Genomic DNA, 25018 nt, shown 5'->3' on the forward strand with positions numbered 1-25018 from the left:
AAAGGTAAAAGGTAAAGGTAAAAGGCGCTAGGTAAACTAAGGGCTACGGGGTTGGCATGGGTGTTTGGATTTATTGTAGGCGGGGCTTTATCCACGCAGATTTATACCAATCGTGTTAAGTTACTGACCATTTATAGCGACAGATAAATACAGTGATAACAAGGCGTAAATTTTGACATGTAATTGTTCTACTTGAAAAAATTATAACGCAGTTAGCGCTTTATTTAGCTCGCTAGAATGGTTAAATATTTAAGTTGATTGGTATTAGTTAAAGTTTACGAGCGACGAGTTGTGAGACGAAGGTTAAGGTTGATTGTTGTAGCAGCGGGTTTACCCCGCGTTTTTTAGTGGAGGTGCGTGAGGTAAGCTCCCGCCTACAGGTATAGAAAACCTTGCGATATCAACTGCAAGGCTTTTAATTCCTAGAACCTGATACCTTTACAAATATTCAAATACCTTAATAACGCGTTCTACACCCGATACATTACGAGCAACGCTTACAGCGGTGTTTGCTTCTGCATCTGATACTAAGCCCATTAAAAATACTTCGCCATTCTCAGTTACTACCTTGATGTTGTTGCTACTGATGTTGTCGGTGGTAAGTAATTGTGTTTTTACTTTAGAGGTTAACCAAGAATCATGGGTCTGGGTGCTCATGCTAATGTTAGAACCAATACGAATTTGGTTATGTATTTTGCGTATAGCAGGTAAGCCCTCAATCGTACGCTGAGCCTCGTCTTTCATTTCTTGAGTTGCAACCTGGCCTATTAACAATACAATGCCGTTAACGCTAATCACGCTGATGTTGGCATGATCAGCAAGGCGAGGTACATCGTTTATTGCGACCCCAGCTTTGATTTCGATATTACTATCATCGATTTGCGAACCAAGAGTACGACGATCGTTGGCTGCGGTAACGGCACCAGCGGTACCTGCAACAACTGCAGCAGCGCAGCCTTGTAATAATAGTACTGTACTAATAACAATTAGAGATTGTTTCAACATTAGCTTTCTTCCTGTGGGAATAGGGTCAAGTCGACGAGTTCACTTAAACAATGAAGATTAACCAAGTGAGATTCTATGATGCGGCTCGGACGTTTTGACGGAACACGAATTTCGACATCATTGGCACCGAGTAAACCTACTAGCTCACCGCCGTCATCACCAACCATAACAATAACTTTCATGTCTTTGGTGAGTGCGGCTTCGACTGCCGATATGATGTTTTTTTCGTTGCCATTGATTGCTAAAACCAATAGTAAGTCACCTTGTTGAGCAAACGCTCGTACTTGACGGGCAAAGGTTTCTTGGTCGTCACTTTGGTTACTTGGACCAAGATTGATATGTTCTTGTGATAGCGCAATTGCCGGTAAACAAGGACGTTCGGTTTCGTAGTAGTTGATCAATACGCCAGCCATATGTTGGGCCAGCATGTGGCAGCTGGCAGTACCACAACAAATCAACTTATTACCATTGATTAGGCTCTGCGCTATGGTAAATGCAGCGGCTTCTAAGGCGCTAGGAAGTACTTCACCGGCGGCTATTTGCACCTGAATGCTTTCTGTAAAAATCTCTTTTATAGTATCTTGCATATTAAAATACGTTTTTTATCCAATTAAGTTGTTGCGATGTGTCGCCAGTTATTGCGACAAAGTCGATTCTTATTGCTTGATCACTAAGCTTTTTCGTTGCTAAATAATGGTAAATAGAGCGTTTTAAACGTTCTTGCTTTTGTTTACCTAAAGCGTGGATTGCTCCACCTTTAACATAGCTACTACGAAATTTCACTTCCACAAACACTAGCGTGTTGCCATCGCGCATTATTACATCTAGCTCCCCGTAGGGGCAGTTATAGTTACGCTCTAATGGGATCAACCCTTGCGACACTAAGTATTTTTGCGCTTGTAGCTCGTAATACTGGCCTTTCTCTCGGCTATTTTGCCACAGTTGTTTAAACCACGACATCACAACATCCTTGTTTTATATTGCTTTTAGCTACTCACTGTATGACCGGTTGGTAGCTGATTGCATAAATAATGGTAACGGTGCTGATGTTGCTAGCTGTACCGCTTGGATTTGTCTATTTTTGTATTGCGCCCAATTAAGTTGGCGATTAATTTGCCCATCACTGGTAATACTCAATTGGCCAGTTAAGCCATTAAATCGCTTACCGGGGAGCATACTCAATTGTGTGATATTACTTAGCATAGCAACTGAATCATAGGCCATGGCAAATAAACGCTGACTTATATCAGCCTGTTCTGGCCACAGCGAATTATATTGCTGGCGTAAGGCATGATTTTTTATTTGCCCACTAAGCATCCATGGTAACTCGGTAAAATACAAACCATCGAGATCGCCTTTATCGGTGCTATCGATTTGCTTGCTATGACTTTTTGAACTGGCATACAGTGGAATGCGATCAGCAAAGGTACTCACATTTACATCTAAATAAGGTTTAATCAAGCGAGTTTCGATAGCATCACCGAGAATATAAATAACATCAATATCGCGACGAGAGCGAGTTTCACTCTCTACTTCTTGTCTAAATAATGACTTAACGGTCGCAATGCGTTCTTTTGATTTATCTACTTCGAGCAGGTTAACAATGGTTGTTGGCATATCTTTTTTATCGTTATAAAGCCCAACTTCTGGTGTGGTTTCACTATAGCGTTGCCATTGTCGGTTGAAAAAATCAACTAAACGCTGGCCTGAACTATTATTTGGCGCCAGCAGCATAGGTTTTTGATAAGCAGCCGTTAAAAAGTGCTCAAGTGCTTGCTGTACTTCGTGCTCCGGGTTAAGCGCAAAGAAGTAATGCTGAGGAGACTGGCGCTCACCATCAAAGGTATTTAAGTGCAAAACTGGGTAATCTTGTAATGCTTTGCTTGCAACTAGCTTATCGATACTCGTTTTGAGTAACGGCCCAATTATAAAGTCAGGATTAATTTCGAGCAGTTTTGCAGACAGCTCAGCAGAACTAAGCATTTCATCAATAAAAATGGTTTCAGCAATAGATGTACTATCTAGTGCCGCTAACACGCCAGCTTTTAAGGCATCACCTAAGCGTTCATTAGCACCTGATTGGGGTAATAAAACAACTAAGCGCTCAATATTCAGTGGTTCAGCAGCAATTAACTCAGCGTCTTTTTTTGGCAACACGGCGATTGCTGGATGACCAGGGTAACGGCGTTGCCAATTATTAATTGCTTGATCAAGCTCAACTGGAGCACCTAAATATACTTGGTGATAGAGCGCTAAGTTTACCCAGCCTTGTTGTCTCACTGAGCCGCGATTAAAGCGCTCTAAAGCATACGATGATAATTGTTGTAAATTTTGCCACAGGTCTTTGTTGAGCTGTGGAATCGTTAAGTTATTTTTACTGGCGGTTTCAGAGGCACGAAAGAAGTAGGTCATCGCCTCTTTAGGCAAATTTTGTGATGCATACACACTGGCGGTTAAATATTGATGCCAAGCAAAATGCTCCGGTTGAGTCAATTGGCTGTCTAAACTGGCTAGCATCTCAAGTGCGAGGGTATTCTTGTTTTGTTGCATTTGCGCAAAAGCGATGTACAGTTTATTTTGCACTTGGTCTACGCTAGGTGTGCGTTCTAATTCAGTACTAATTTGCTCTAACAGTGGCCATTGTTGCTCTACAATCGCAGCATCACGCGCACTATAAAGAAGTTGGATTTTGTCAGCGCCTAGGCGATTTAAGGCTAGTTGGTACATAGATTGTGCGTCAGTCGCTTGAATTTGTGATGCGCTATTAGCTGAACTGAGGTTTTCACTGGTTTTAGTCGGTTTTTCGGTTGTACTACAGGCCGATAACCCTGACAATATGATTAATAGACTAACAAGTTTAAGTCGCACAATGATTTCCCAATACGTTAACGCGATTTGCTTATATTACTGACTGACGCAGGAGACCTCAATGTTAAATGAGGAGAATTCACAGAAAATCGGCACTCTTTACATTGTAGCCACCCCAATCGGCAATTATGACGACTTAAGCCAGCGTGCAATCGCGACTTTATCGCAAGTTGACTTAATCGCTGCTGAAGACACGCGCCATTCCGTTAAGTTGCTAAGTCACTTTGGCATTAAGGCAAAAACCTTTGCTTTGCACGACCATAATGAAAAGCAAAAAGCGCAACAAATTATTGATCAACTTAATCAAGGTTTAAATATAGCACTAGTTTCGGATGCAGGCACGCCGCTAATTAGTGACCCTGGTTATGCGGTTGTTAATTTATGCCGAGAGCAAGGCGCATATGTCACCCCCATACCAGGAGCATGCGCCGCCATAACAGCTGTATGTTGTTCAGGTTTACCAACAGATCGTTTTCAGTTTATTGGTTTTACCCCAGCAAAAAGCAAAGCTCGCCAAGACTTTTTTATTGAAGCGGTTAATTCCAATATAACCAGCATTATGTACGAAAGTACCCATCGCATTATGGCAAGCCTAGATGACTTAGAGATTGCCCTTGGTAGTGAGCAACAAGTGGTATTCGCTAAAGAGCTAACCAAAACCTTTGAAACGTTTTTTAATGGCACAGTCAGCGAACTCAAACAGTTTTTAACCGACGATCCCACCAAGCAACGCGGTGAAATAGTGCTTATGTTGCCTGGTAATCCAAAGCAGGTTGATGATATTCCGCCAGAAGCACGCAAAATGCTGGCATTGCTTGAGAATGAAATGCCAATGAAAAAAGCCTGTGGAATTGTCGCTGATTATTTTGGCATGAAGAAAAATGCCCTTTATAAAACAATTATTGACGAAAAAGGCTAAATCTTTACTGCACATACAATCCAGCTCAGGTATACTGCGCGCCGAGTCAGCCAAGATGATCGCTGCCTGCAACGAAAATGCGCAGGGGGAGGAAAGTCCGGGCTCCATAGGGCAGGGTGCCAGCTAACGGCTGGGGGGCGTGAGCCTACGACAAGTGCAGCAGAGAGGAGACCGCCAATCTTCGGATTGGTAAGGGTGAAAGGGTGCGGTAAGAGCGCACCGGGCCACTAGCAATAGTTGGTTGCAAGGTAAACTCCACCCGGAGCAAGACCAAATAGGGTTCTATCATTTTAAATAATGAACGCGTGGCCCACGTGAGAACCGGGTAGGTTGCTTGAGCCATAGAGCGATTTATGGCCTAGACGAATGATTATCACTTTCTTCGGAAAGGACAGAACCCGGCTTATACGGCTGACTCACTCATTCAATAAAAAAGCCCGCAGTTAACGCTGCGGGCTTTTTTGTGCTTGAAATATACACTTTAAATCTAAACTAGGCACAAATGCTATAAGCCATTTTCTTAGTCGTAATAAGAAAAACGATGATATTAACCTCTTTCATTAGCGCCTAACCTATTGCTTTATTGCTAGTTTAGGGAATTAGAATGAGCGTGATCGAGGGCAGTTCAAGGGAGTTTGGCAATACAACGGTGCTATTACATAGCTTAGGTTCATCATGCTACCGCATCGAGTGGTATAGCAAGATGACTGGGGCATCAACCAGCTTGACGCGGATCAAACTAGGAAAATATTTAGTGCTCCGTAAATGGGCATCAGCGCTTAATATACAGGATGTGTCCAGTGAGTTTGATCGGCGTAATAGTGCACTTATTCACTTTTTGAATAATGTCGATATTGTGAAGTCTAAAGACGATTTGATACTTGCGGCAAAACAGCACTGCGTTAATCTTTTCACTAATTATGAAGGCTTAAAGCCAATCAATAAAGTCACTTTTCCTAAGCCTCGGCTGCAAGGTGCTATTGGCAAAAAAGTGGTTATAAAATCAAAAGTCGGGGATAAGGAAATTGCTCAAGGATTGCTATTACAGTTAGTCGGTAATCAAGCTGAAGTGCAAGTACCTGCTAACGATAATGAGGCGATACAGGTAAGGAAAAAGTTTTATTCCAAGCAAGTTTATATTCGCTAGCGGACTTGTTCATCAGCTGATATGGGGAATGTTGCATTAATGGTGAAGCCTTGCTCGTTTGAGAATGAGCATTGGCCGCCAAGAGCAGTCACGCGTTCATCAATGAAAGCGAGACCATAACCACCAGAGTGTGAGGCGGTTGTCGCGACATTGCCATTATCCTGAATAATTAACGTGATCAGATCTGAGTTGGAATCTAAACTAATTACCAACTCAGATGCGCAGCTGTGCTTGATGCAATTGGTGATTGCTTCTTGGCAAATTCGATAGATCGCAATTTGATGTTCATCTCTAATTGCTTCGTTTATGCATAAATGTGTTATATATCTAACTTTTTCCTTATGCATCAAGCTTTTAAACTTCCCTTGTGAAAGTGCTTTTACCAAGCCTAATTCATCAAGCTCACGCGGACGCAGATAATGCATCAGGTGATAGACTGAATCATACATTGAATTAGCATTTTGTTTTAACGTAGTCACAATCGCGCTGACGCTTTGATCCGTCATACTGGTTAAAACGGCAAGATCGGTTTTAAATGCAGTCAGGTTTTGCCCTAATTCATCATGAAGCTCTTGTGATAAATGCTTTCTCTCACTTTCTTGTACATTCACCATTTTGATAGCCAGTTGTTGGTTTTTTTCTAATTGCGTTCTAAGTTCAATGTTTGTCAGTGTTAGCATATTATTTTTTTGTCGCAGCTCTGCTGCTGCCGCACCGAGTAATAAACTCGTTGCGGCATTGGTCAGAATAAACAATTGGCTAATATAAGTATTAGTTGCATCTTGTGTGATGCTTGCTTCTAATATTATTAAGCCATTTGCTGCTGCTGCGCCAAATATAGCGCCTGTAATACCAAAGTGATATGAAAACCAAATAATTGGTAGTAGGGAAGCCAAGCGTAATAGTGAGTAGATATCAGGGCGCAGCAGATAAATCGACAGCATTAATAGGGTAAAGACAGTGACTGTGATAATTAGTTTAACTCCGCCCTCTAGGCTAAAGGCTCGGTGATAACTGTTAGCACACAAAATAATAAAAGGTGTGATAAACAAGCTGCCAGTTAAATCACCTAAAGTCATATTTAACTGATATTGCAGTAGTTGTTTACCTTCTAACCAAGTTGTGAACTCAAAAGAGCTGGCAAACAAAAACCATTTTGATGCTGCCGCTAAGCTTGCTAGTAAAATAAGTGAAAGCACACCTTTACTATCTTTTATCGTTGGTGGCCAACGGCTATGCTTAAAAGCGAAGACAATGGCTAAATAGATAGCCTCTTGCCACGCACCATGCAATAAATTTAAATGCCATTGCTGGGTATAAAAAGAACCTAAATACGCTGCATAGAGTCGTGATGCTAACCATATTATTGGCCAATAGCGTGTTGGGAACATAATAACAAAAGCCAGTTTAATACCTGCAGGGAGAAATATAGCACTACTTTGTGGGACGGTTTCTAGATGGTTACTAACCCATGTAGAGGCACACAGCGCGATTAAATAAGCAACGCAAACCGCGCATTGCTTAGCTGCCCCTAGTAATATGTTTGTAGTGGAAGGTGTGGCAATGGTAAGCCTAGGCCAACTCATTAAGTTGAATAACCCCGATATCAATGGCAACTTTTAATAGTTCAAATGAAGTTGTTGCGTTTAGTTTATTACAAATATTTGTTTTATGTACGTGAGCGGTTTTCGGCATCATGCCGAGCTGTTGAGCAACCTGTTTGGCATTTAAGCCTTTGGCAAAAAGTGGTAGAGCCTCAATTTCTCTATTTGTTAAAAGGTCTTTTTTATCAGAAACACAGGTGTAGTTGAAGTTAACGTCTTCACTGATGTAGCGATGGCCGCGCATTACTGTTTTTACCGCATCAATCATAGCGTCTGAAGCTGAGCGCTTTGACACATAACCAAGCGCCCCGAGTTGTATTGCATTACTGACGTACGGTTCATGGTCATGCATAGAAGCTACAATGGTTTTTATTTCTGGGTAATGCTCATTTAAGTATGATAGAAAAGTCAGGCCAGTCTCACCTTCGTGCATTGAAATATCAACGATAAAGACATCTGGCTGGTCAATATTTACTGCTAACTTTGCTTCGTTCACTGAGCAAGCTTCAATTATTACTTGCCAGTTTAACTCGAGCTCAAGTAGTTTTTTAAAACTATCTCGAACTAACTGATGATCTTCAATGATACCAATCCGCATAAATCCCTCCATTTTCAGGAATTATACATCTAAATCAATTTATTATGTCTAAGAATTATTCCTAGTGAAATTACCTATCGATTCTTAAGATGAACGTTAATGTAGGTTTGTAGCAATGATGTACTGCAAAAGTGGTGTTAACCGTGCAAAGGGCTAAGTCTTGTTACTATTGATAGCTTTAAACACTGAGTAGCTAACGGCTAATACTAGGCAGATGGTGGCGGGGATAAAGAGTGCATTAAATTTATAAAACTGGAATGCATAAGCACCTAATGTGCCACCGCAAATGAATCCTGAGATGATCAGTAAAAACAACAGTGCTTTGCGTTTATCAAAGGGTTCGCCTCTTAATTTAGCGCCAAGCATTAGCCCTAGATCAGTAAAAATACCGGTAACATGGGTGGTGCGAATAACTGCGCCGCTGTAAGTGGTGGCTAACGCGTTTTGTAAGCCGCAGGCTGCGGATGCTAAATAGTGCCCGTTTACAGAGTCATTCGATAAAAAATACACTGAGCTTGCTAACAGCATGGCTTCAAATAACAGCAAGCTGCTGTAGTTATGGCCGAGTTTTAATGCACCACTTTGCAAAAAAGCGCCGGAGATCGCCGCACCAGCCAAAAAACTCAGTAGGATAAGAGCTAGGTGTAATACATCAGTAACGGGGGAGGTAACAAGGCTTGTGCCAAGGAGTGTTGCAGTGCCTGATAGATGGGAAATTGATTGATGTTTGAACCCTAGTAACCCTATCGAATTAACAAGCCCAGCAACAAGCGCAAGTAAAAACGATCCATATTCTACCCAACGAGGTAATTTTGAAATCACGGCTAACAGTTAATTTAATAAAATCTGTTTGGTAACGTATCAGTTCGTTATTTATTAAACAATAGCTAGCTAAATTTTCAGTGCATAGCATAGTGTGTGCTGGATCAGCAATATTTAGGTAGCTGTTGTGGATTGGTTGCTTACCAGTGCTAAAAATTCCTGCTCGGGTAATGGCTTTGCAAACAAATAGCCTTGGCCATAATCACACCCTATACCAAGTAATAATTGCTGCTGCTGTGGTGTTTCAATGCCTTCGGCAATCACTTTTAAACCAAATTGATGTGCCATAGTGATAATTGCTTTGCATAACGCGAGATCTTGATTGTCGGCTTGAATGTTATCAACAAAACATTTATCAATTTTTAAATAATCTGCGTCCATTTGTTGCAAGTAGGCAAGCGATGAATAACCGGTGCCAAAGTCATCTAAAGCGAGTTCCATACCCGATTTTACCAGCGCTTTCAGGCGTTGTTGGGTGAGTTGCTCTGGTGCGATCATTAACCCTTCGGTGATCTCGCTAACAATTGCACTCGGTGGTAAATTGGCGGCTTCTAGCAAGGCTGGCCACTGATCAATACCGCTATCAAGGCAACTAAATTGCACTGGCGAGACATTAATACTAAGTTGAAAGTTGGCATCAACCTGGGCTCGTAAAACTGTTAGCGTTTGTAATGCGCGAGTAAATACAAATTGTCCTAATGGGTTGATATATCTAGACTCTTCGGCTAAAGGTATAAATTCAGCGGGACTAATTACGCCGCGTGTCGGGTGGCGCCAGCGCAATAGTGCTTCTGCTTTATGAATGTGCCCAGAATCTAGGTTAACGATTGCTTGGTAATAAAGATCAAATTGTTTTTGTTCAATGCCATAGCGCATATTTTTGAGTAAATCCATACGCGCTTGTGCTTGCTCGCGTAAGTTGTGATTGAAAAACTCAAAACAGTTACGACCACTTTGTTTAGCTTTATACATGGCTTGGTCGGCGGCTTTTAATAACAGCTCTGAGCTATCGCCATCGATTGGTGCAATAGCGATTCCGATGCTGGTTGCTATGTGTAGTTCTTCGCCTTCGAGTATAAATGCTTTTGTCATGGCATTGAGGATATCGTTGGCTACTTTTTTAATGTGTTCTTCAGTGACTAGCTTGGCATGCACAATGACAAATTCGTCGCCACCAATACGTGCAATAAACTCAATATCAACAATTTCTTGTTGCAAACGAATTGCGATCAACTTTAGTAATTCGTCACCATAAAAATGGCCTAAGGTGTCATTTATGTCTTTGAAATGATCAAGATCAAGTAGCATGATCACCAGTGGCTCATTAGGATTTAAGGCGTTGTTGAGGCGCTGATTTAAGCGCTCTTTAAGCTCAATTCGATTAGGTAGATTGGTTAAATGATCAAAGTGAGTTTGATGCCATATCAGATCTTCGGCTGCTTTTTTAGCGGTAATATCGGTAAAAATCGCGACTCTGCGCTGCGCTTCAGAATGTTCATTGTATACAGTATCGATAGTAAGCCACTCTGTGAATAACTCGCCATCTTTACGACGGTTAATTATTTCACCTTGCCAACGGCCAGTCTCTTGTAATTGCAGCCACATTTCTTGATAAAACGCTTTGCTGTGCTTGCCTGAAGCTAAGATAGCGGTGGTATTGCCCAGGATTTCATTTTTACTGTATTGAGTTACTTCACAAAAAGCCGGGTTAACATCTAAGATAATGCCGTTTGGATCGGTAATTGCCATTCCTTCACTGCTATTTGAGTAGACCAATGAGGCCAGATGAGATGCTTTTTCAGCGTTCTTTCGCTGGCTGATATCTTGCAATACAATAGTGTACTCGTTGCTATTATGCTTGGCACTGATCCGCGCTTCAAATACTTGCTCAACTTCGCTGTTATTGATTGTTAATTCAAATTGGCTAGTTTTATTTTTGCAGGGCAAATGCTGAAGTAACTGTTTACTTTTTTCTTCACCAAGTAGCTCGCGAAGGTGTAACTTTGAACGTGTATACACAGGTAAATTTAACTGTGAAATTTGCCCACCTAAGTTCAGTACATCACCGTGAACATTGATCCGAATGTAGGTATCAGGCAAAGCGTTTAATAAACTACTTAATTCGTCATGTTGGCGTTTGACACTCGCTTCTGCCGTCAGACGTGTTTGCGCCATCGCTTTAAAATGTTGATAGAGAGTATTCAGCTCTGGGCTATTTAAAGAAAACTGTTTTGGTAATAACCCTTGCGCAAGCTCTTTAATCGTCAGAGTGAGTTGTGCTATGGGCGTTAATACGTTGCGCTTTAATTGGTTATGAGCAAATATAGACAGGCCAATAATCATCAATGTAAATGCAGCTAATGTGATAAAAAATAGTTGGTTGGCAGCTTGAATTGCGTTATTAAATGGCATGACAACATAGACATTTAGGCTATTTTTAGTTTCATCGGTATACATGGTTTTACTGTGTAAAATGTGATTAATACCTTGCAATTCAATTGTGCTATTGAGCATTGGTAGTTCAGAGCTAAATCCATAGGCGTTAATATTTTCGCCAAACAGCGATGGATCGTTAGGGTAATTTGCAATAATGCGACCGTTGTTGTCGGTTATAACAGCAATGGCATCTTCGGGTAAGTGAGAGTTGGCAAGTATCTGGCTCCACCAATCTAATGTGACAACCGTTACTACTGCCCCATATACTTGTTGCTGCTGATCAATAAGTGGATAAGCAAAATTGAAACTGAGGGAATTGATACTGCGATCTTTTTGAAAATAGCCAATGGCAAAGCTTTTAGTTGCCACAGCATTTTTAAAGTATTCACGATCGGCAATATTAATATTTTCTTTGCGTCCTTGCGATAAACACACCGCGTCGCCTTGCATGTTGACGATACCAATATTTGCAATTTCAGGTTGAAGTTTTTGTATTTTAGCTAAGTAATAAGGGCAGCCGGTTTGTAGTGGCGCGGCAAAATCTTTTAAGTCAGCAAGTTGAGTGGTAAATGTTTTTATTTTTTTGAGTAGCTCAGTTTGCTGCTCAACAAGCTGTTCGGCAACCGTTAAAGCCTGCAGCCGACTTTCTTGGCGTGCGGTTTCTTTGGCATGCCAAAGGCTAAATAAGATCACCAAAATGCCGGGTAAGCTCAGTAAGATAAATAACCGATAAAGTCGATGTTGTAACGATGAGGAAAAAATAACAATACTCTTCATACTGGGCTTTGGCATAAAATTGTAGCCAATTAAGTTGAAAATAACCATATATAATATAAGGTTAATTGCGGTTTATCTAATAAAGACCAAAGTAATAGCTCTGAAGAGTAAGATTGTGCTGAGCAAAGCTCAGTATCTATGAGGATTTATAGCAAACGTAACAACCAGCTAAATTGACTTAGCTTTATTTTATTGGCTGAATTTTGGCTATGACCATTTAGCGCTTGATAGCCTGCACCTGCCGTAAAGGCACTGGCAATACCGACATTCGATACTGCAAAGCGTTTAAGTCGGTAGTTGAAAGCTTGATGATGTTGCTGTTTTAACGCATTGATGCTATTCATTTTTTGACTTAAGTGACGAACTTTATGATTTGGTTTCTTAATAAAATAATCAATTAGCATTATTCACCCCTATTTATATTGAGTAATTGTTTAATGCTGTGCGCAGTTTTATCAAAGCCAATTTTGCTGCTGATATAACCAATGTTTTTCCACAGCCACATTAAACAAAGCAATTGTAAGCCAATTAGACATACAGCACTGAGCCATATTGATTGACTAAAGGCAAAAACCGCAAAGCCAAGTGTGATCAGCAAACCGGCCCACAACAATACTAAACCACCGGCAAAACTTACCAGCAAAATAATAGTCAATGCCAAAGAGCGAGTTGATAGTCGCCACTCGGCACTCGCTAATTCTTTGCAAATACCAGCCTGTTGGCGATAGTCTTGATAAAGTTGCTCACCATATTGAGATAATTTAGCAAGATGATCTTGCCACTGATCAGCACTTTGCGGTGCAGGATCAGCGGCTTGATGCTGTTTATCTTTAGGATCGGTATGTGGTTGCATAATTGCTTACTTGCTACGGCGAAATAGTGCTGTCACTAGCATACCAGCAGCAAACGCAAGACCAGCTGTAGCAAGCGGGTTTTCAGAGGCTAATTGACGAGTTTTACCACTGTATTCAGACAGTTTTTCACGCGCAATTTTTTGCTTTTCAGTGAGTGTTTCAGCTGAACTTGAAGCACCATGACGAATACTTTGTTCTGCTGTTGCAGCCTTTGAAGACAGCGAATCAACAGCAAGATGAGCCGCTGAGGTTGCTTTGTCTGTTAATGGTGATTCAGTGTGAGCAGCAATATCATCAACTTTTTTACTGGTTTTTGCAGCTGAATTTGAACTTGATGTTGAAGTAGTCATAGTAATCGTTCCTTAAATATAAAACTAGATTGTGTAATACTTGTTGCAGCCTTCGTACCACTTCTACGATCTTATTTAAATTCTTAAAAATCAATGGTTTGTTTTTTATCTTGTGAATCGCTTTGTTTGAAATAACAGCGTTTAAAGTAACTATTGCAAAAAGATCGCGTAAATTTTACAAGATCTATTAAGCAGCAATTCGCTACTAATATTTTGTAACTGTTCATTGATTATTCATTAATCATTTAAGTCTATTTATTTTGTTTTATCTCAGAATAAAATATTTTTTTTGATGTTATCCACTTTTTCCCACGTAATTCAGTAGCTTCGCGCTAGGCCTTATTTTTTCTGGCTTTAACACACCATTATAGGTTTCTGCTGACTTGACAAAATAGCTTGTCAAGCCCTAAACTGGAGCACTGTGGTAAAAAGTGGTATTTAGTGGATCAAATTGGATCAAATTAATCAAAACAGATTAATTACAAACTTTTAAAGTAGGCTTTTTATGTTCCGTGGTGCGAGTTCACTGAGTTTGGATGACAAAGGACGATTTGCGGTACCGACTAAGTACCGAGACTCGCTGTTGTCTGAAGATCAGGGGACGGTGATCTGTACTGTCGCACTGAACGAGCCTTGCTTGTGGTTGTATCCACTGGCGCAATGGCAGGATATAGAAGATCGCTTAGCTAAAATTTCCAATATGAATCCACGCGCTCGACGCATGCAACGGATGTTGTTAGGTAATGCAACAGAATACCAATTAGATAAAAATGGCCGAATATTGCTGGCACCGTCGTTACGGTCTCATGCTGATTTAGGCAAAAAAATCATGTTGGTCGGTTTGATGAATAAATTTGAGATCTGGGATGAAGAACGTTGGCATGAACAAATGCGCCAAGATACCGAAATTGAACGACTCGGTGAGTTTGAATCAACCCCAGACTTAGATAATTTTTCGCTCTGATCACACAATAAAAAGGCAAACAATAGCTAATGACAGCGCAATTTGAACATATTTCCGTACTAATGGACGAAACCATCGAAGGTCTAGCAATTAAGCCAGACGGTATTTATATGGATGGTACATTTGGCCGTGGCGGACATTCTGGACAAATCTTGGCGCGCCTTGGTGAACATGGCCGATTACAAGCTATTGACCAAGATCCACAAGCGATCAAGTCTGCCGAAAAGTTTGCCGACGATAGCCGTTTTGCCATTGCCCATACTCGCTTTTCTAACCTATACGAAGTAGCAGAGCAAAACGATCTATTAGGAAAAGTAGATGGTATTTTATTAGATATCGGTGTGTCATCACCACAACTAGACGATGCCGAGCGTGGTTTTAGCTTTATGAAAGATGGCCCGCTTGATATGCGCATGGATCCTACCAGCGGCCGCAGTGCTGCGCAGTGGTTAGCTGAAGCCGAGCTGGAGGAGATTGTTCATGTGATCAAAACTTATGGCGAAGAAAAATTTGGTCGTCGTATTGCACATAAAGTGCTTGAAGTGCGAGCACATACGCCGATTACAACAACTAAGCAACTAGCTGATTTAGTTGACGAAGCAGTGCCAGTAAAAGACAAATTCAAACATCCTGCGACGCGTACTTTCCAAGCTATTCGTATTTATATCAACAGTGAATTGGAAGAGATTCAAACGGCATTACAAGCTGCGTTGGGTGTATTAAAGCCCGGTGGTCGATTAGTGGTGATTTCGTTTCATTCACTTGAAGACCGTATTGTTAAACAGTTTATTAAAAAACAGAGTAAGGGAGCGGCGTTACCCAGAGGTCTGCCTTTAACTGATGCACAAATAAATCAAAATCTGACGTTAAAAGCAGTGGGTAAAGCTATTAAGCCAAGCCAAGCTGAAGTTGACCGTAACCCACGTTCACGCAGTTCAGTACTTAGGGTGGCACAGAGATTGGGATGAAGCCAAAAGCGAATCATCGACAACCCAATTTATTTTTAGAAATAATCAAAGGCCTAGGAGCAAACAAGTTAACCTCGGCCTTACTGGTTGTGATATTCGCATCTAGTTTGAGTGTGGTGCAGGTCACTCACTTTGCTCGCCAAGAGCTGATTGAACAAGATCAGCTGTTACAACAGCGAGATGAACTCGATTTAGAATGGCGTTATCTATTAGTTGAAGAAGAGTTTTATTCGCAACATGCGCGCATTGAAGAAATTGCTATTGAGCAACTGCAAATGAAACGGTCCACAAGCCAAGACGAACAGGTGATAGTACTGCCATGAGAAGTAGAGGAAAAAAACCAGTAAATAGTTTGATCACATGGCGTTTTATGCTGGTGTGCTCTGTGGTGCTGCTGGTTTTTGTGACTTTAGTATCTCGTGCTGCTTATTTGCAAGTTATCGAGCCTGATAAAGCCCGTTCAGAAAGTAATAAACGTACCGTGCGCGTGGAAAAGTTGCATGTGCAACGCGGGATGATTTTTGACCGTAATGGCAAAGAACTTGCTGTTAGTGTGCCCGTTGTAAGTGTATATGCGGATCCTAAAGCATTACATAAATCACTGCGTGCTAAAGTGCTCAAACAGGCGCGCAAAAATGGCGAAGATGAGAATGCCCTTGCAGAAAATACCGCGCTACTTGAACAACGTATTGCGCTGTACTACAAAAATGATTTACGTTGGCGTGAGCTTGCCGATGTACTGCGTATTGAACCGAAAAAAATTAATGGTCGCTTGCGGGATGATGCCAGTCGCCGCTTTGTTTATCTAAAACGCCAAGTAACCCCTGCCGTTGCCAATTATATTGGCGATTTACGTCTGCCTGGTATTCATTTATTAGATGAATCAAAACGCTATTACCCTGCCGGAGAAGTCACCGCACATGTGCTTGGTTTTACCAATATTGATGGTAAAGGTATCGAAGGTATAGAGAAGCTTTACGAAAACGCATTAACTGGCGTTGAAGGTCGTCGCACAATTCGTAAAGATGCACAGGGTCGTGAAGTTGAAGTGCTTGATGAACGTGAACGGATTGAACCCGAAAACATCCAACTTAGTATTGATCAGCGTATTCAAGCGATAGCCTATAAAGCGGTTAAATCAGCCGTGCTGACCTACAAAGCAACGTCTGGCTCTGCGATGGTGGTCGATGTGAGAACTGGTGAAGTGTTAGCGATGGTTAACAGCCCGTCTTTTAATCCAAATAATTTAAATGATGCAGCGCCACATAAACGTCGTAACCGAGCGATCACTGATTTGTTCGAACCAGGTTCAACCGTTAAGCCTCTAGCCATATTAGCTGGGTTAGACTACGGCTCAATCCAACCGGATGATAAAATTGATACTTACCCAGGCTGGATGCGCATCGGTGGTACGTTAGTTACAGACTCGCGTAACCATGGTGAAATGACCTTACGTGAGATTTTAAAGTACTCCAGTAACATGGGGGTGACAAAAATAACGCAAGATGTACCGAAGGATTACTTTGTTGGCTTGTTCCAAAAAGTTGGCTTTGGTTCTGATACCGGCACCGGCATGGTTGGTGAAAGTAGTGGCTTGTTTTATCCGAATCGACGTTGGTCTGACCATGAAATTGCAGCACTTTCTTTTGGCTATAACGTTGCTGTAAGCACCGCACAAATGGCGCGTTTTTATGCCATGTTAGGTGCCGGCGGGATCAATAGACCATTGACCATCCTCAAGCAAGATTCAATCCCTGAAGGCGAGCGTATTTTTCAACAAAAAGATGTTGAAGCGGTTGTGCATATGATGGAAAGCGTTTTTGAAGAAGGTGGTACAGCGAGCCGCATAAAAGTTGATGGTTATCGTGCTGCGGGTAAAACGGGTACCTCTAAAAAAGCCGCTGCAGGTGGTTATGGTGATGAGTATGTTGGTTACTTTACAGGTATAGCACCTGCGAGTAATCCACGTTTAGCTGTTGTTGTAATGATCAATGAGCCCGGTGGAGATGTTTATTATGGCGGTGCAACTGCAGGACCAGTGTTTGCAGAAATAATCTCCAATGCGTTAAGAATTTTAAACGTGGCACCAGACAAAGGCTCGGTTGCCTACGTGAAGGGCATAGATGATGATGCGTGATTTAAAAATAATTTTACAACAAATAGAAGTAGCAGCAACAAGCTTACTAGTAAAGCACTTGCGTTTGGATAGTCGAGATGTCACCCCTGGGGATGTCTTTGTAGCAATTAAAGGTCATCAATTAGATGGCGGACAATTTATTGATAAAGCGATTGCAAATGGTGCAGTTGCAGTAATTGCTGATCGTTTATGTGAGTTTGAATGTGATTTTGAACCGCTTTATTTAATTTCCGATTTGAATAAGAAATTGCCCGCATTAGCGAGTCATTTTTATCAGCAACCAAGTAAACAATTAGATGTGGTGGGTGTTACTGGCACCAATGGTAAATCAACTACCACTGCGATGATTGCTCATTTAGCTAAGTTTTGCGACACCCAATCAGCGATTATCGGTACGCTTGGGTATGGGCAACCAGAAAGTTTAACTGAGTTAATCAATACCACACCGTCTTGTGTTGATTTACAAAGAATATTAGCGCAACTTGCCACTGACAATAACAAACTGGTGGCGATGGAAGTGTCATCACATGGTTTGGTACAGCAGCGTGTTGCGAAAACGCACTTTAAAGCTGCTGTGTTTACCAATTTATCGCGCGATCATTTAGATTACCACGGTGATATGGCCAGTTATGCCGATGCAAAGTTAATGCTAATGCGAGATTTTGACGCGCAGCTGGTGGTACTAAATCAAGATGATAACCAAGTAGAGCAATGGTTAGAACAATACGATTTTAATAACTTAGTGTGTTATGGCCATAAAAACTTGCAGCCAAAAGGTGCTAAGTTTGTGTACTTCACTGATGTTTCTTACCATAAAACCGGTATATCGGCACAGTTTACGACAAGTTGGGGTGATATTGCTATTACCTGTCCGCTGTTTGGCGAATTTAATTTATATAATTTAGCGGCTGCAATCGCAACTTTACTTGGTTTAGGTTACCCATTAGATCAATTGGCAGCGGGTTGTGCAAGCTTGCAACCAGTTGCTGGACGCGTGCAAGCATTTAGCGCGCCAAACCAACCAACCTGTATTGTTGATTATGCTCACACGCCAGATGCGTTAGCTTTAGCATTGCAAGCATTGCAACAACATGTGCCCGGTGGCGTAAGTTGTGTATTTGGTTGCGGCGGAGACCGTGATAAAGGTAAGCGACCAATGATGGCCCAAGCGGCTGAGCAAAATGCTGATAAAGTAATTATTACCAGTGATAACCCGCGTAGCGAAGATCCATGGCAGATCATTAAAGGTGTTGCTGCTGGTTTAAGCCAGCCTGATCGTGCGCACTTAGAAGCTGACCGTGCTCATGCTATTGCCTTTGCAATAGATAACGCAAATGCCAATGACGTAGTGCTTATTGCAGGTAAAGGCCATGAAGATTATCAAATAATTGGTACGCAACGGATAGATTTTTGCGATCGTAAATTTGTCCAGCAGCACTTACAACAAAAGCAAAAGCTAGACCCACAAGAACAACAAATAAGAGGATCGCAGTTATGATCCCAATGGATTTTGATTGGCTAGCAAATGTGCTAGCAACTGATTATCAAGGTGATAATCAAACAGTAAAAAATATTAATACCGATACTCGCACCGTATGCGAAGGAGAAGTATTTTTAGCGCTACAAGGCCCTAATTTTGATGGCCATCAGTTTTTACAACAAGCGAAAGACAAAGGCGCAATTGCCGCTATTGTTAGTCAAAAAGTTGCCGTTGATATTCCACAGTTTTTAGTTACGGATACGCGTATTGCGCTAGGCGAAATTGGTGCTGCGGTAATGGCCAGTGTGGCACCAAAAACTATCGCAATTACAGGCAGTGTCGGTAAAACCACAGTAAAAGAAATGTGCGCAGCTATTTTAGCTCCTCACGGTGAAGTACTGTCGACCAAAGGTAATTTTAATAATGATATTGGCGTGCCATTAACCTTGTTACGCCTAGAACCGCAGCACAAATATGCGGTGATTGAGCTTGGCGCTAACCATATTGGTGAAATTGCCTATACCACGGCGATGACTAAGCCCGATGTTGCCGTTGTTTGTAATGTGGCAGCTGCGCATATTGAGGGTTTTGGCTCTCTTGCGGGTGTGGCAACGGCTAAAAGTGAAATTTACGATGGTTTGAAAGAGCATGGCATTGCGCTAGTTAACTGTGACAGCGAATTCAGTGATGGTTGGCTTACTAAGTTACAAGGGCGCAGTGTCAAACGTTTTTCAAGCACTGATAAACTAGATATATGGGCAGAAGAAGTCAGCCTCGATGAGCAAGCTCAGGCGTCTTTTTATATTTGTACCAAGCAGCATCGAGTACCCGTTAAGCTTGCATTGCCAGGTCGTCACAATGTTACAAACGCCCTTATAGCAGCTGCATTAACCTGTGAATTTGGCGTTAGTCTTGAGGCTGTGGCAACGGCACTCGCAACCATGGCTGAAGTAAAAGGCCGAGTAAACATTATTCAAGTCAATGAAACACTAACCGTGATTGATGACACTTATAATGCCAATGTGCAATCGGTTAAGGCTGCAATTGATTTATTACGCGACCTCCAAGGTCAGCGTATTTTAGCGTTAGGTGATATGGGAGAACTTGGTGAAGAAGCCGCGCTTTATCACCAACAAGTTGGCGCCTATGCCAAACAACAAGGTATTGATGAGTTGTATAGCTTAGGTGTACTGAGTCAATACGCCAGTGATGAATTTGCTAAACCACAGCGGCATTTTTCAAGCCGCGAGGAACTGTTGCAACAATTACAAGCACAGTTAACTGACTCAGCACAAAAAACCACCATAGTCGTGAAGGGATCGCGCAGTTCTCGCATGGAATTATTAGTACAAGATTTAGTTAACAGCCAGCAAACTGGCCGCAATGGAGTATCTCAATGTTAGTTTGGCTGGCCGAGTATTTAACACAATATTACAGTGCATTTAATGTGTTCTCGTATTTAACCGTTCGCGCTGTATTTGGTATTTTAACGGCACTATTAATTTCTTTATATTTTGGCCCTAAGTTGATCCGAGCATTGCAAAGAATGCAAATTGGTCAAGTGGTTCGTAACGATGGCCCGGAGTCGCATTTATCGAAAAAAGGCACCCCAACCATGGGAGGCTTGTTAATTTTAGCGTCTATTTTTACCAGTACTTTGCTGTGGGCTGATTTAGCGAATAAATATGTATGGGCTACCTTGTTTGTGATCGGCTCATTGGGAATTGTGGGCTTTGTTGATGATTACCGTAAAGTGATCCGCAAAGATCCAAAAGGGTTGATTGCGAAATGGAAGTATTTTTGGCAGTCAGTGATTGCCTTAGTGGTTGCCTGCGCATTATTTTTTACTGCTAATCATGCCAACGAAACATCATTAGTAGTGCCGTTTTTTAAAGATGTATTACCGCAGCTAGGTTTGTTTTACATAGTTATGACTTACTTTGTCGTGGTGGGGACGTCAAATGCTGTGAATCTGACCGATGGCTTGGATGGTTTGGCCATTGTACCGACTATTTTAGTGGCAGCAGCACTGGCTATTATTGCTTACTTAACAGGTAACGTGAATTTCTCTGCTTACTTGCATATTCCACATTTACCATTGGCCAGTGAGTTGGTTGTAGTATGTACCGCCATTGTTGGTGCCGGATTAGGCTTTTTATGGTTTAACACTTACCCAGCACAAGTATTTATGGGTGATGTTGGTTCATTAGCGCTTGGTGGAGCATTGGGTATTATTGCTGTATTAGTTCGCCAAGAGTTAATTTTAATCATTATGGGCGGTGTATTTGTGATGGAAGCACTGTCGGTTATCTTGCAAGTTGGCTCTTATAAATTACGTGGCCAACGGATTTTTAGAATGGCACCAATCCACCATCATTACGAGTTAAAAGGCTGGCCTGAGCCACGAGTTATCGTGCGTTTTTGGATAATTTCTATCGTGCTAGTGTTAGCTGGCCTAGTAACATTAAAGATCAGGTAAATGATGTATTTAAACGAGATGAAAAACAAACATATTACAGTGCTCGGACTCGGTGTAACCGGTCTGGGCATTGTGCGTTTTTTATTATCTCAAGGTTTAACGCCTAATGTAGTTGATAGTCGCCAATCACCGCCCGGTTGTGATTGGTTGCAACAACATGCGCCAAATTTAACGACGCAGTTTGGTGATTTAGCAACTGCACAGCTTGAAAGCGCCGATATGATCATCATCAGCCCTGGTTTAAGTTTAACACTTCCAGCAGTTGCACAAGCAATGCAAGCGGGTGTTGAAGTGATTGGTGATATTGAGTTATTTGCCCGTTTAACAGACAAGCCGGTGGTGGCTGTAACAGGCTCTAACGGTAAATCGACTGTCGTTACGTTGGCTTATGAAGTATTGAAAATGGCTGGTTATAAGGTCGGACTTGGCGGAAATATTGGTACTGCCGCACTGGATTTATTAGCTGATGATTTTGATGTTTACGTATTAGAGCTATCGAGTTTTCAGCTCGATACGATGCACAGCTTAAAGCTGGTTAGCGCTACGGTACTTAATGTGTCGGAAGATCATTTAGATCGTTACCCGAGCTACCAAGCCTATATTGATTCAAAACAAACGATTTATGCTAATGCCGCGCTGGCTGTAGTAAATAAGACTGACCCAGCAACGTATACACAAACAATGCCGCAATTAAGCTTTGGCTTAGAAAATGCGGATTATTGTTTAATGACGTATCAAGGTGACAGTTACTTTAGTTATCAAGGCAAAGCTCTATTGCCTGTTAGTAGCTTGGCCGTAGTTGGTCGTCATAATCAGCTAAATGCGTTAGCGGTTATGGCATTATTGAGCCCATTTGATATCAGTGCTAGTCAGTTTGCACAAGCTTTTAGCCAATTTACTGGCTTGGCGCATCGTTGTCAGTTTGTTGCCGAGCAAGCGGGGGTTAAATATTTTAATGACTCTAAAGCTACGAATGTCGGGGCCACCATTGCGGCGATAGAAAGTTTAGCCGATCAGGCCAAGCAACTAGTAGTGATTGCCGGAGGCGATGCCAAAGGCGCCGATCTCGATAGCTTAAAGCCGTATTTACAACAGCAAGTTAAAGCGCTTATTTGTTTTGGTAAAGATGCCAAAGCACTGGTTGCGTTGACTGACAAAGGCCACTTAACAGAAAATATGCAGCAAGCGGTGATGCTTGCCAAGCAACTTGCCACTGCGGGCGATATTGTGTTGCTTGCACCTGCATGTGCCAGTATCGATATGTATAACAATTATATGCAACGTGGTGAGCACTTTAGTCAATGCGTATTAGCGGAGGCAGTATGATTGCTTTAGCTAATATTCGTGACACCCTGACTCCTAAGCCTTCGGCGCAGTTATACGATGTGCCACTGTTATATTGTGTGATCATGCTAATTGGCTTGGGGTTTGTGATGGTGACGAGTGCGTCGATGCCGACCGCTGATCGCTTATTTAACAATCCCTATCATATTATTATTCGCCACAGCATGTTTTTGGCGATGGGCTTTGTGCTGTTTTGGATCACCTGCTGTGTACCAATGACCTGGTGGAAACGCTCGAATCCTTACTTATTACTGTTTGGCATGGCGCTACTGATAGTGGTGTTAATCGTTGGGCGTGAAGTGAATGGCGCAAAACGTTGGATCCCAGTAGGTCCGGTGGGCTTTCAGGTTGCTGAAGCGGCTAAATTATTCTTTTTCAGTTATATCGCCGGTTACTTAGTGCGTAAACGCGAGGAAGTTCAAGAAAATATTAAAGGCTTTGCTAAGCCAATCGCAGTGTTTGCAGTTTACGCATTGTTGATTTTATTACAGCCCGATTTAGGCACTGTGGTGGTGATGTTTGTAACTACCGTAGGCTTATTGTTCTTAGCTGGGGCTAAGTTATGGCAGTTTTTTGCCTTGATATTAACAGGCGTAGGCTTAGTCGTATTGCTCATTATTGTTGAGCCATATCGGATGGCGCGGGTGGTCGGTTTTCTAGAACCATGGGATGACCCATTTGGTAAAGGCTACCAGTTAGTACAATCGCTGATGGCATATAGCCAAGGTGGTTGGTTTGGCCAAGGTTTAGGTAATAGTGTGCAAAAATTGCAATATTTACCTGAAGCCCATAATGACTTTATTTTTGCGGTGATTGGCGAAGAGTTAGGTTTTATCGGTATCGTCAGTATTTTAATGGTGTTTGGTACTTTGGTGTTTAGAGCACTGTTAATTGGTCAGCAAGCACTTAAATGTGGCAAAGAATATGAAGGTTACTTTGCATTCGCAATAGGTATTTGGTTTGCATTTCAAACCATGGTTAATGTGGGGGCGAGTGCCGGTATTTTGCCAACCAAAGGTTTAACCTTGCCGTTTGTATCTTATGGTGGCTCAAGTTTACTTATCATGACTATTGCGGCAGGTATTTTATTACGCGTGGATTTTGAAACCAAAATGGCCACTAAACAAGCAACATCCGGTGGAGGCAAGCGATGAATAAAAAATTAGTCGTTGTTGCTGGTGGTACTGGCGGGCATATTTTTCCCGGCATAGCTGTGGCTGATCACTTAAGGCAACAAGGTTGGCAAGTGAGTTGGATTGGCACTGCTGATCGAATGGAAGCGCAGGTTGTACCAAAGCATAATATTGAGATTGATTTTATTAATGTTAAAGGTGTACGTGGCAATGGCCTTGCACGTTTAGTAAAAGCCCCTTTTATGGTGATTAATGCCATATTACAAGCACGCAAAGTATTGAAAAAACAACAACCTGATGTTGTGTTAGCAATGGGCGGCTATGTTACTGGGCCGACTGGCATTGCCGCAAAAAGCTTAGGTATACCACTGGTGATCCATGAGCAAAATGCGGTTGCCGGTATGAGTAATAAGTACCTAGCCAAGTTTGCCAATAAAGTGTTGGCTGCATTTCCGCAAGCATTTGCCTCTGGATACAGTGACGTGGTTGGTAATCCGGTACGAGCCAGCGTAGCAAATGTGGCAATGCGGGAAGTATCAAGTCCGGTTAACGTGTTGGTCGTTGGTGGCTCGTTAGGTGCGCAGGTGCTAAACCAAACTTTGCCAGCAGCATTTAAACAGCTCAGTGAAGAGTTTCAGATCAATACATGGCATCAAACCGGTAAAGGTCATTTAGGCTCAGTAACACAGGCATATCAGCAGCAAGGTTTTAGTGCTGAACAAGCTAAGGTGGCTGAGTTTATTGATGATATGGATACCGCTTATAGCTGGGCAGATATTGTAATTTGCCGCGCGGGGGCGTTAACCGTAAGTGAGATTGCTGCTGCAGGAAAAATGGCCGTGTTTGTGCCGTTTCCGCATGCGGTTGACGATCATCAAACTGCGAATGCAAAATTTTTAGTTGATGGCAATGCGGCATTATTAATGCCACAGGGGCAGTTCAATCAACACAGTATTGTTGAACTATTACGCCCGTATTTAGCCAAACCAGCATTAATCAGTGAACTTGCAAGCAATGCTAAGCAATTGGCGACACTAGAAGCTACTGCCAATGTCGCATGGCATTGTATGGATGCCGCAGGTGTCCCCTTGTCAGCGCTGCAAGTAACAGAAAAAAGAGATAATTAAGTGAAA

Annotated in this window: 23 protein-coding genes and 1 other RNA gene; 13 read left to right on the top strand and 11 right to left on the bottom strand. The window is 42.0% G+C overall.

The annotated features are described in order from the left end of the window. Positions 1 to 438: 438 nt before the first annotated feature. Genes dolP through H5232_RS08925 form a run of 4 tightly spaced genes read right to left on the bottom strand, consistent with a single transcriptional unit; the run spans position 439 to position 3873 of the window. Positions 439 to 1005: a division/outer membrane stress-associated lipid-binding lipoprotein gene (gene dolP / locus H5232_RS08910; RefSeq protein ID WP_145236822.1), complete on the bottom strand. Its 567-nt coding sequence runs from the start codon at positions 1003 to 1005 to the stop codon at positions 439 to 441. Then, the gene (locus tag H5232_RS08915) at positions 1005 to 1592 is read right to left on the bottom strand and encodes an SIS domain-containing protein (RefSeq protein ID WP_149980605.1); all 588 of its coding nucleotides are present in this window, start codon (positions 1590 to 1592) and stop codon (positions 1005 to 1007) included. Before H5232_RS08915 ends, dolP begins: the two co-directional genes overlap by 1 nt. Before the next feature lies 1 nt (position 1593). Further along, on the bottom strand, positions 1594 to 1965 hold the full coding sequence (locus tag H5232_RS08920) for a YraN family protein (RefSeq protein ID WP_182767585.1): 372 nt from the start codon (positions 1963 to 1965) through the stop codon (positions 1594 to 1596). Positions 1966 to 1995: 30 nt separating this feature from the next. Next, positions 1996 to 3873, bottom strand: coding sequence for a penicillin-binding protein activator (locus H5232_RS08925; RefSeq protein WP_182719625.1), 1878 nt, complete (start codon positions 3871 to 3873; stop codon positions 1996 to 1998). Between the two features lie 61 nt (positions 3874 to 3934). On the opposite strand from H5232_RS08925, the gene rsmI reads away from it, so the two are divergent. The 3 genes from rsmI (at position 3935) to H5232_RS08940 (ending at position 5939) form a co-directional block, all read left to right on the top strand. Continuing rightward, a complete protein-coding gene (gene rsmI, locus H5232_RS08930; RefSeq protein WP_182830800.1) occupies positions 3935 to 4792 on the top strand; it encodes a 16S rRNA (cytidine(1402)-2'-O)-methyltransferase in 858 nt (285 codons plus the stop codon). Between the two features lie 43 nt (positions 4793 to 4835). After that, positions 4836 to 5214, top strand: an RNA gene (gene rnpB / locus H5232_RS08935) — RNase P RNA component class A. Positions 5215 to 5396: 182 nt separating this feature from the next. Next, positions 5397 to 5939 carry a hypothetical protein gene (locus H5232_RS08940; protein ID WP_182830801.1) on the top strand — a complete coding sequence of 181 codons (543 nt, stop codon included), beginning with the start codon at positions 5397 to 5399 and terminating at the stop codon, positions 5937 to 5939. Here H5232_RS08940 and H5232_RS08945 read toward each other — a convergent pair. The 7 genes from H5232_RS08945 to H5232_RS08975 all read right to left on the bottom strand — a co-directional run bounded on the left by H5232_RS08945 (position 5936) and on the right by H5232_RS08975 (position 13380). Next, positions 5936 to 7525 carry an MASE1 domain-containing protein gene (locus H5232_RS08945; RefSeq protein ID WP_182830802.1) on the bottom strand — a complete coding sequence of 530 codons (1590 nt, stop codon included), beginning with the start codon at positions 7523 to 7525 and terminating at the stop codon, positions 5936 to 5938. The two genes, H5232_RS08940 and H5232_RS08945, sit on opposite strands and share 4 nt — an antisense overlap. Then, positions 7512 to 8141 (bottom strand): response regulator transcription factor, encoded by a 630-nt coding sequence (locus H5232_RS08950; protein WP_182739689.1) that lies wholly within the window; start codon positions 8139 to 8141, stop codon positions 7512 to 7514. Before H5232_RS08950 ends, H5232_RS08945 begins: the two co-directional genes overlap by 14 nt. A gap of 153 nt (positions 8142 to 8294) precedes the next feature. After that, complete coding sequence (locus H5232_RS08955) at positions 8295 to 8963, bottom strand: YoaK family protein (RefSeq protein ID WP_182760323.1); 669 nt, start codon at positions 8961 to 8963, stop codon at positions 8295 to 8297. A gap of 114 nt (positions 8964 to 9077) precedes the next feature. Beyond that, positions 9078 to 12191, bottom strand: a complete 3114-nt coding sequence (locus H5232_RS08960) for an EAL domain-containing protein (RefSeq protein WP_259398480.1) — start codon at positions 12189 to 12191, stop codon at positions 9078 to 9080. 131 nt (positions 12192 to 12322) lie between these two features. Beyond that, on the bottom strand, positions 12323 to 12580 hold the full coding sequence (locus H5232_RS08965; protein ID WP_182718046.1) for a hypothetical protein: 258 nt from the start codon (positions 12578 to 12580) through the stop codon (positions 12323 to 12325). Continuing rightward, the gene (locus H5232_RS08970) at positions 12580 to 13029 is read right to left on the bottom strand and encodes a hypothetical protein (protein WP_145236851.1); all 450 of its coding nucleotides are present in this window, start codon (positions 13027 to 13029) and stop codon (positions 12580 to 12582) included. The genes H5232_RS08965 and H5232_RS08970 overlap by 1 nt, the downstream gene beginning before the upstream one ends. A gap of 6 nt (positions 13030 to 13035) precedes the next feature. Continuing rightward, positions 13036 to 13380 (bottom strand): DUF883 domain-containing protein, encoded by a 345-nt coding sequence (locus H5232_RS08975; RefSeq protein ID WP_182718047.1) that lies wholly within the window; start codon positions 13378 to 13380, stop codon positions 13036 to 13038. Between the two features lie 505 nt (positions 13381 to 13885). Here H5232_RS08975 and mraZ point away from each other — a divergent pair. From mraZ to murG, 10 genes are read left to right on the top strand one after another with little or no spacing between them, the layout of a single operon-like run. After that, the gene (mraZ, locus tag H5232_RS08980) at positions 13886 to 14344 is read left to right on the top strand and encodes a division/cell wall cluster transcriptional repressor MraZ (RefSeq protein WP_145236856.1); all 459 of its coding nucleotides are present in this window, start codon (positions 13886 to 13888) and stop codon (positions 14342 to 14344) included. A gap of 29 nt (positions 14345 to 14373) precedes the next feature. After that, the gene (gene rsmH / locus H5232_RS08985) at positions 14374 to 15312 is read left to right on the top strand and encodes a 16S rRNA (cytosine(1402)-N(4))-methyltransferase RsmH (protein ID WP_182830803.1); all 939 of its coding nucleotides are present in this window, start codon (positions 14374 to 14376) and stop codon (positions 15310 to 15312) included. Continuing rightward, entirely contained in the window at positions 15309 to 15635 is a 327-nt protein-coding gene (gene ftsL, locus H5232_RS08990) for a cell division protein FtsL (RefSeq protein ID WP_145236863.1), read from the top strand. The genes rsmH and ftsL overlap by 4 nt, the downstream gene beginning before the upstream one ends. Then, positions 15632 to 17449, top strand: coding sequence for a penicillin-binding transpeptidase domain-containing protein (locus tag H5232_RS08995; RefSeq protein ID WP_149980613.1), 1818 nt, complete (start codon positions 15632 to 15634; stop codon positions 17447 to 17449). Before ftsL ends, H5232_RS08995 begins: the two co-directional genes overlap by 4 nt. Then, positions 17442 to 18947 (top strand): UDP-N-acetylmuramoyl-L-alanyl-D-glutamate--2,6-diaminopimelate ligase, encoded by a 1506-nt coding sequence (gene murE, locus H5232_RS09000; protein ID WP_182830805.1) that lies wholly within the window; start codon positions 17442 to 17444, stop codon positions 18945 to 18947. Before H5232_RS08995 ends, murE begins: the two co-directional genes overlap by 8 nt. Continuing rightward, positions 18944 to 20332: a UDP-N-acetylmuramoyl-tripeptide--D-alanyl-D-alanine ligase gene (gene murF, locus H5232_RS09005; RefSeq protein WP_182761893.1), complete on the top strand. Its 1389-nt coding sequence runs from the start codon at positions 18944 to 18946 to the stop codon at positions 20330 to 20332. Before murE ends, murF begins: the two co-directional genes overlap by 4 nt. Beyond that, positions 20326 to 21408: a phospho-N-acetylmuramoyl-pentapeptide-transferase gene (mraY, locus tag H5232_RS09010; RefSeq protein WP_145236872.1), complete on the top strand. Its 1083-nt coding sequence runs from the start codon at positions 20326 to 20328 to the stop codon at positions 21406 to 21408. The genes murF and mraY overlap by 7 nt, the downstream gene beginning before the upstream one ends. After that, a complete protein-coding gene (gene murD, locus H5232_RS09015) occupies positions 21409 to 22734 on the top strand; it encodes a UDP-N-acetylmuramoyl-L-alanine--D-glutamate ligase (RefSeq protein WP_182767583.1) in 1326 nt (441 codons plus the stop codon). After that, complete coding sequence (gene ftsW, locus H5232_RS09020; RefSeq protein WP_182718050.1) at positions 22731 to 23906, top strand: cell division protein FtsW; 1176 nt, start codon at positions 22731 to 22733, stop codon at positions 23904 to 23906. The genes murD and ftsW overlap by 4 nt, the downstream gene beginning before the upstream one ends. Then, positions 23903 to 25012 (top strand): undecaprenyldiphospho-muramoylpentapeptide beta-N-acetylglucosaminyltransferase, encoded by a 1110-nt coding sequence (gene murG / locus H5232_RS09025; RefSeq protein ID WP_182718051.1) that lies wholly within the window; start codon positions 23903 to 23905, stop codon positions 25010 to 25012. The genes ftsW and murG overlap by 4 nt, the downstream gene beginning before the upstream one ends. Positions 25013 to 25018 lie beyond the last annotated feature (6 nt).

This window comes from Pseudoalteromonas sp. SG41-5, assembly GCF_014164495.1.
Taxonomy (GTDB): domain Bacteria; phylum Pseudomonadota; class Gammaproteobacteria; order Enterobacterales; family Alteromonadaceae; genus Pseudoalteromonas; species Pseudoalteromonas rhizosphaerae.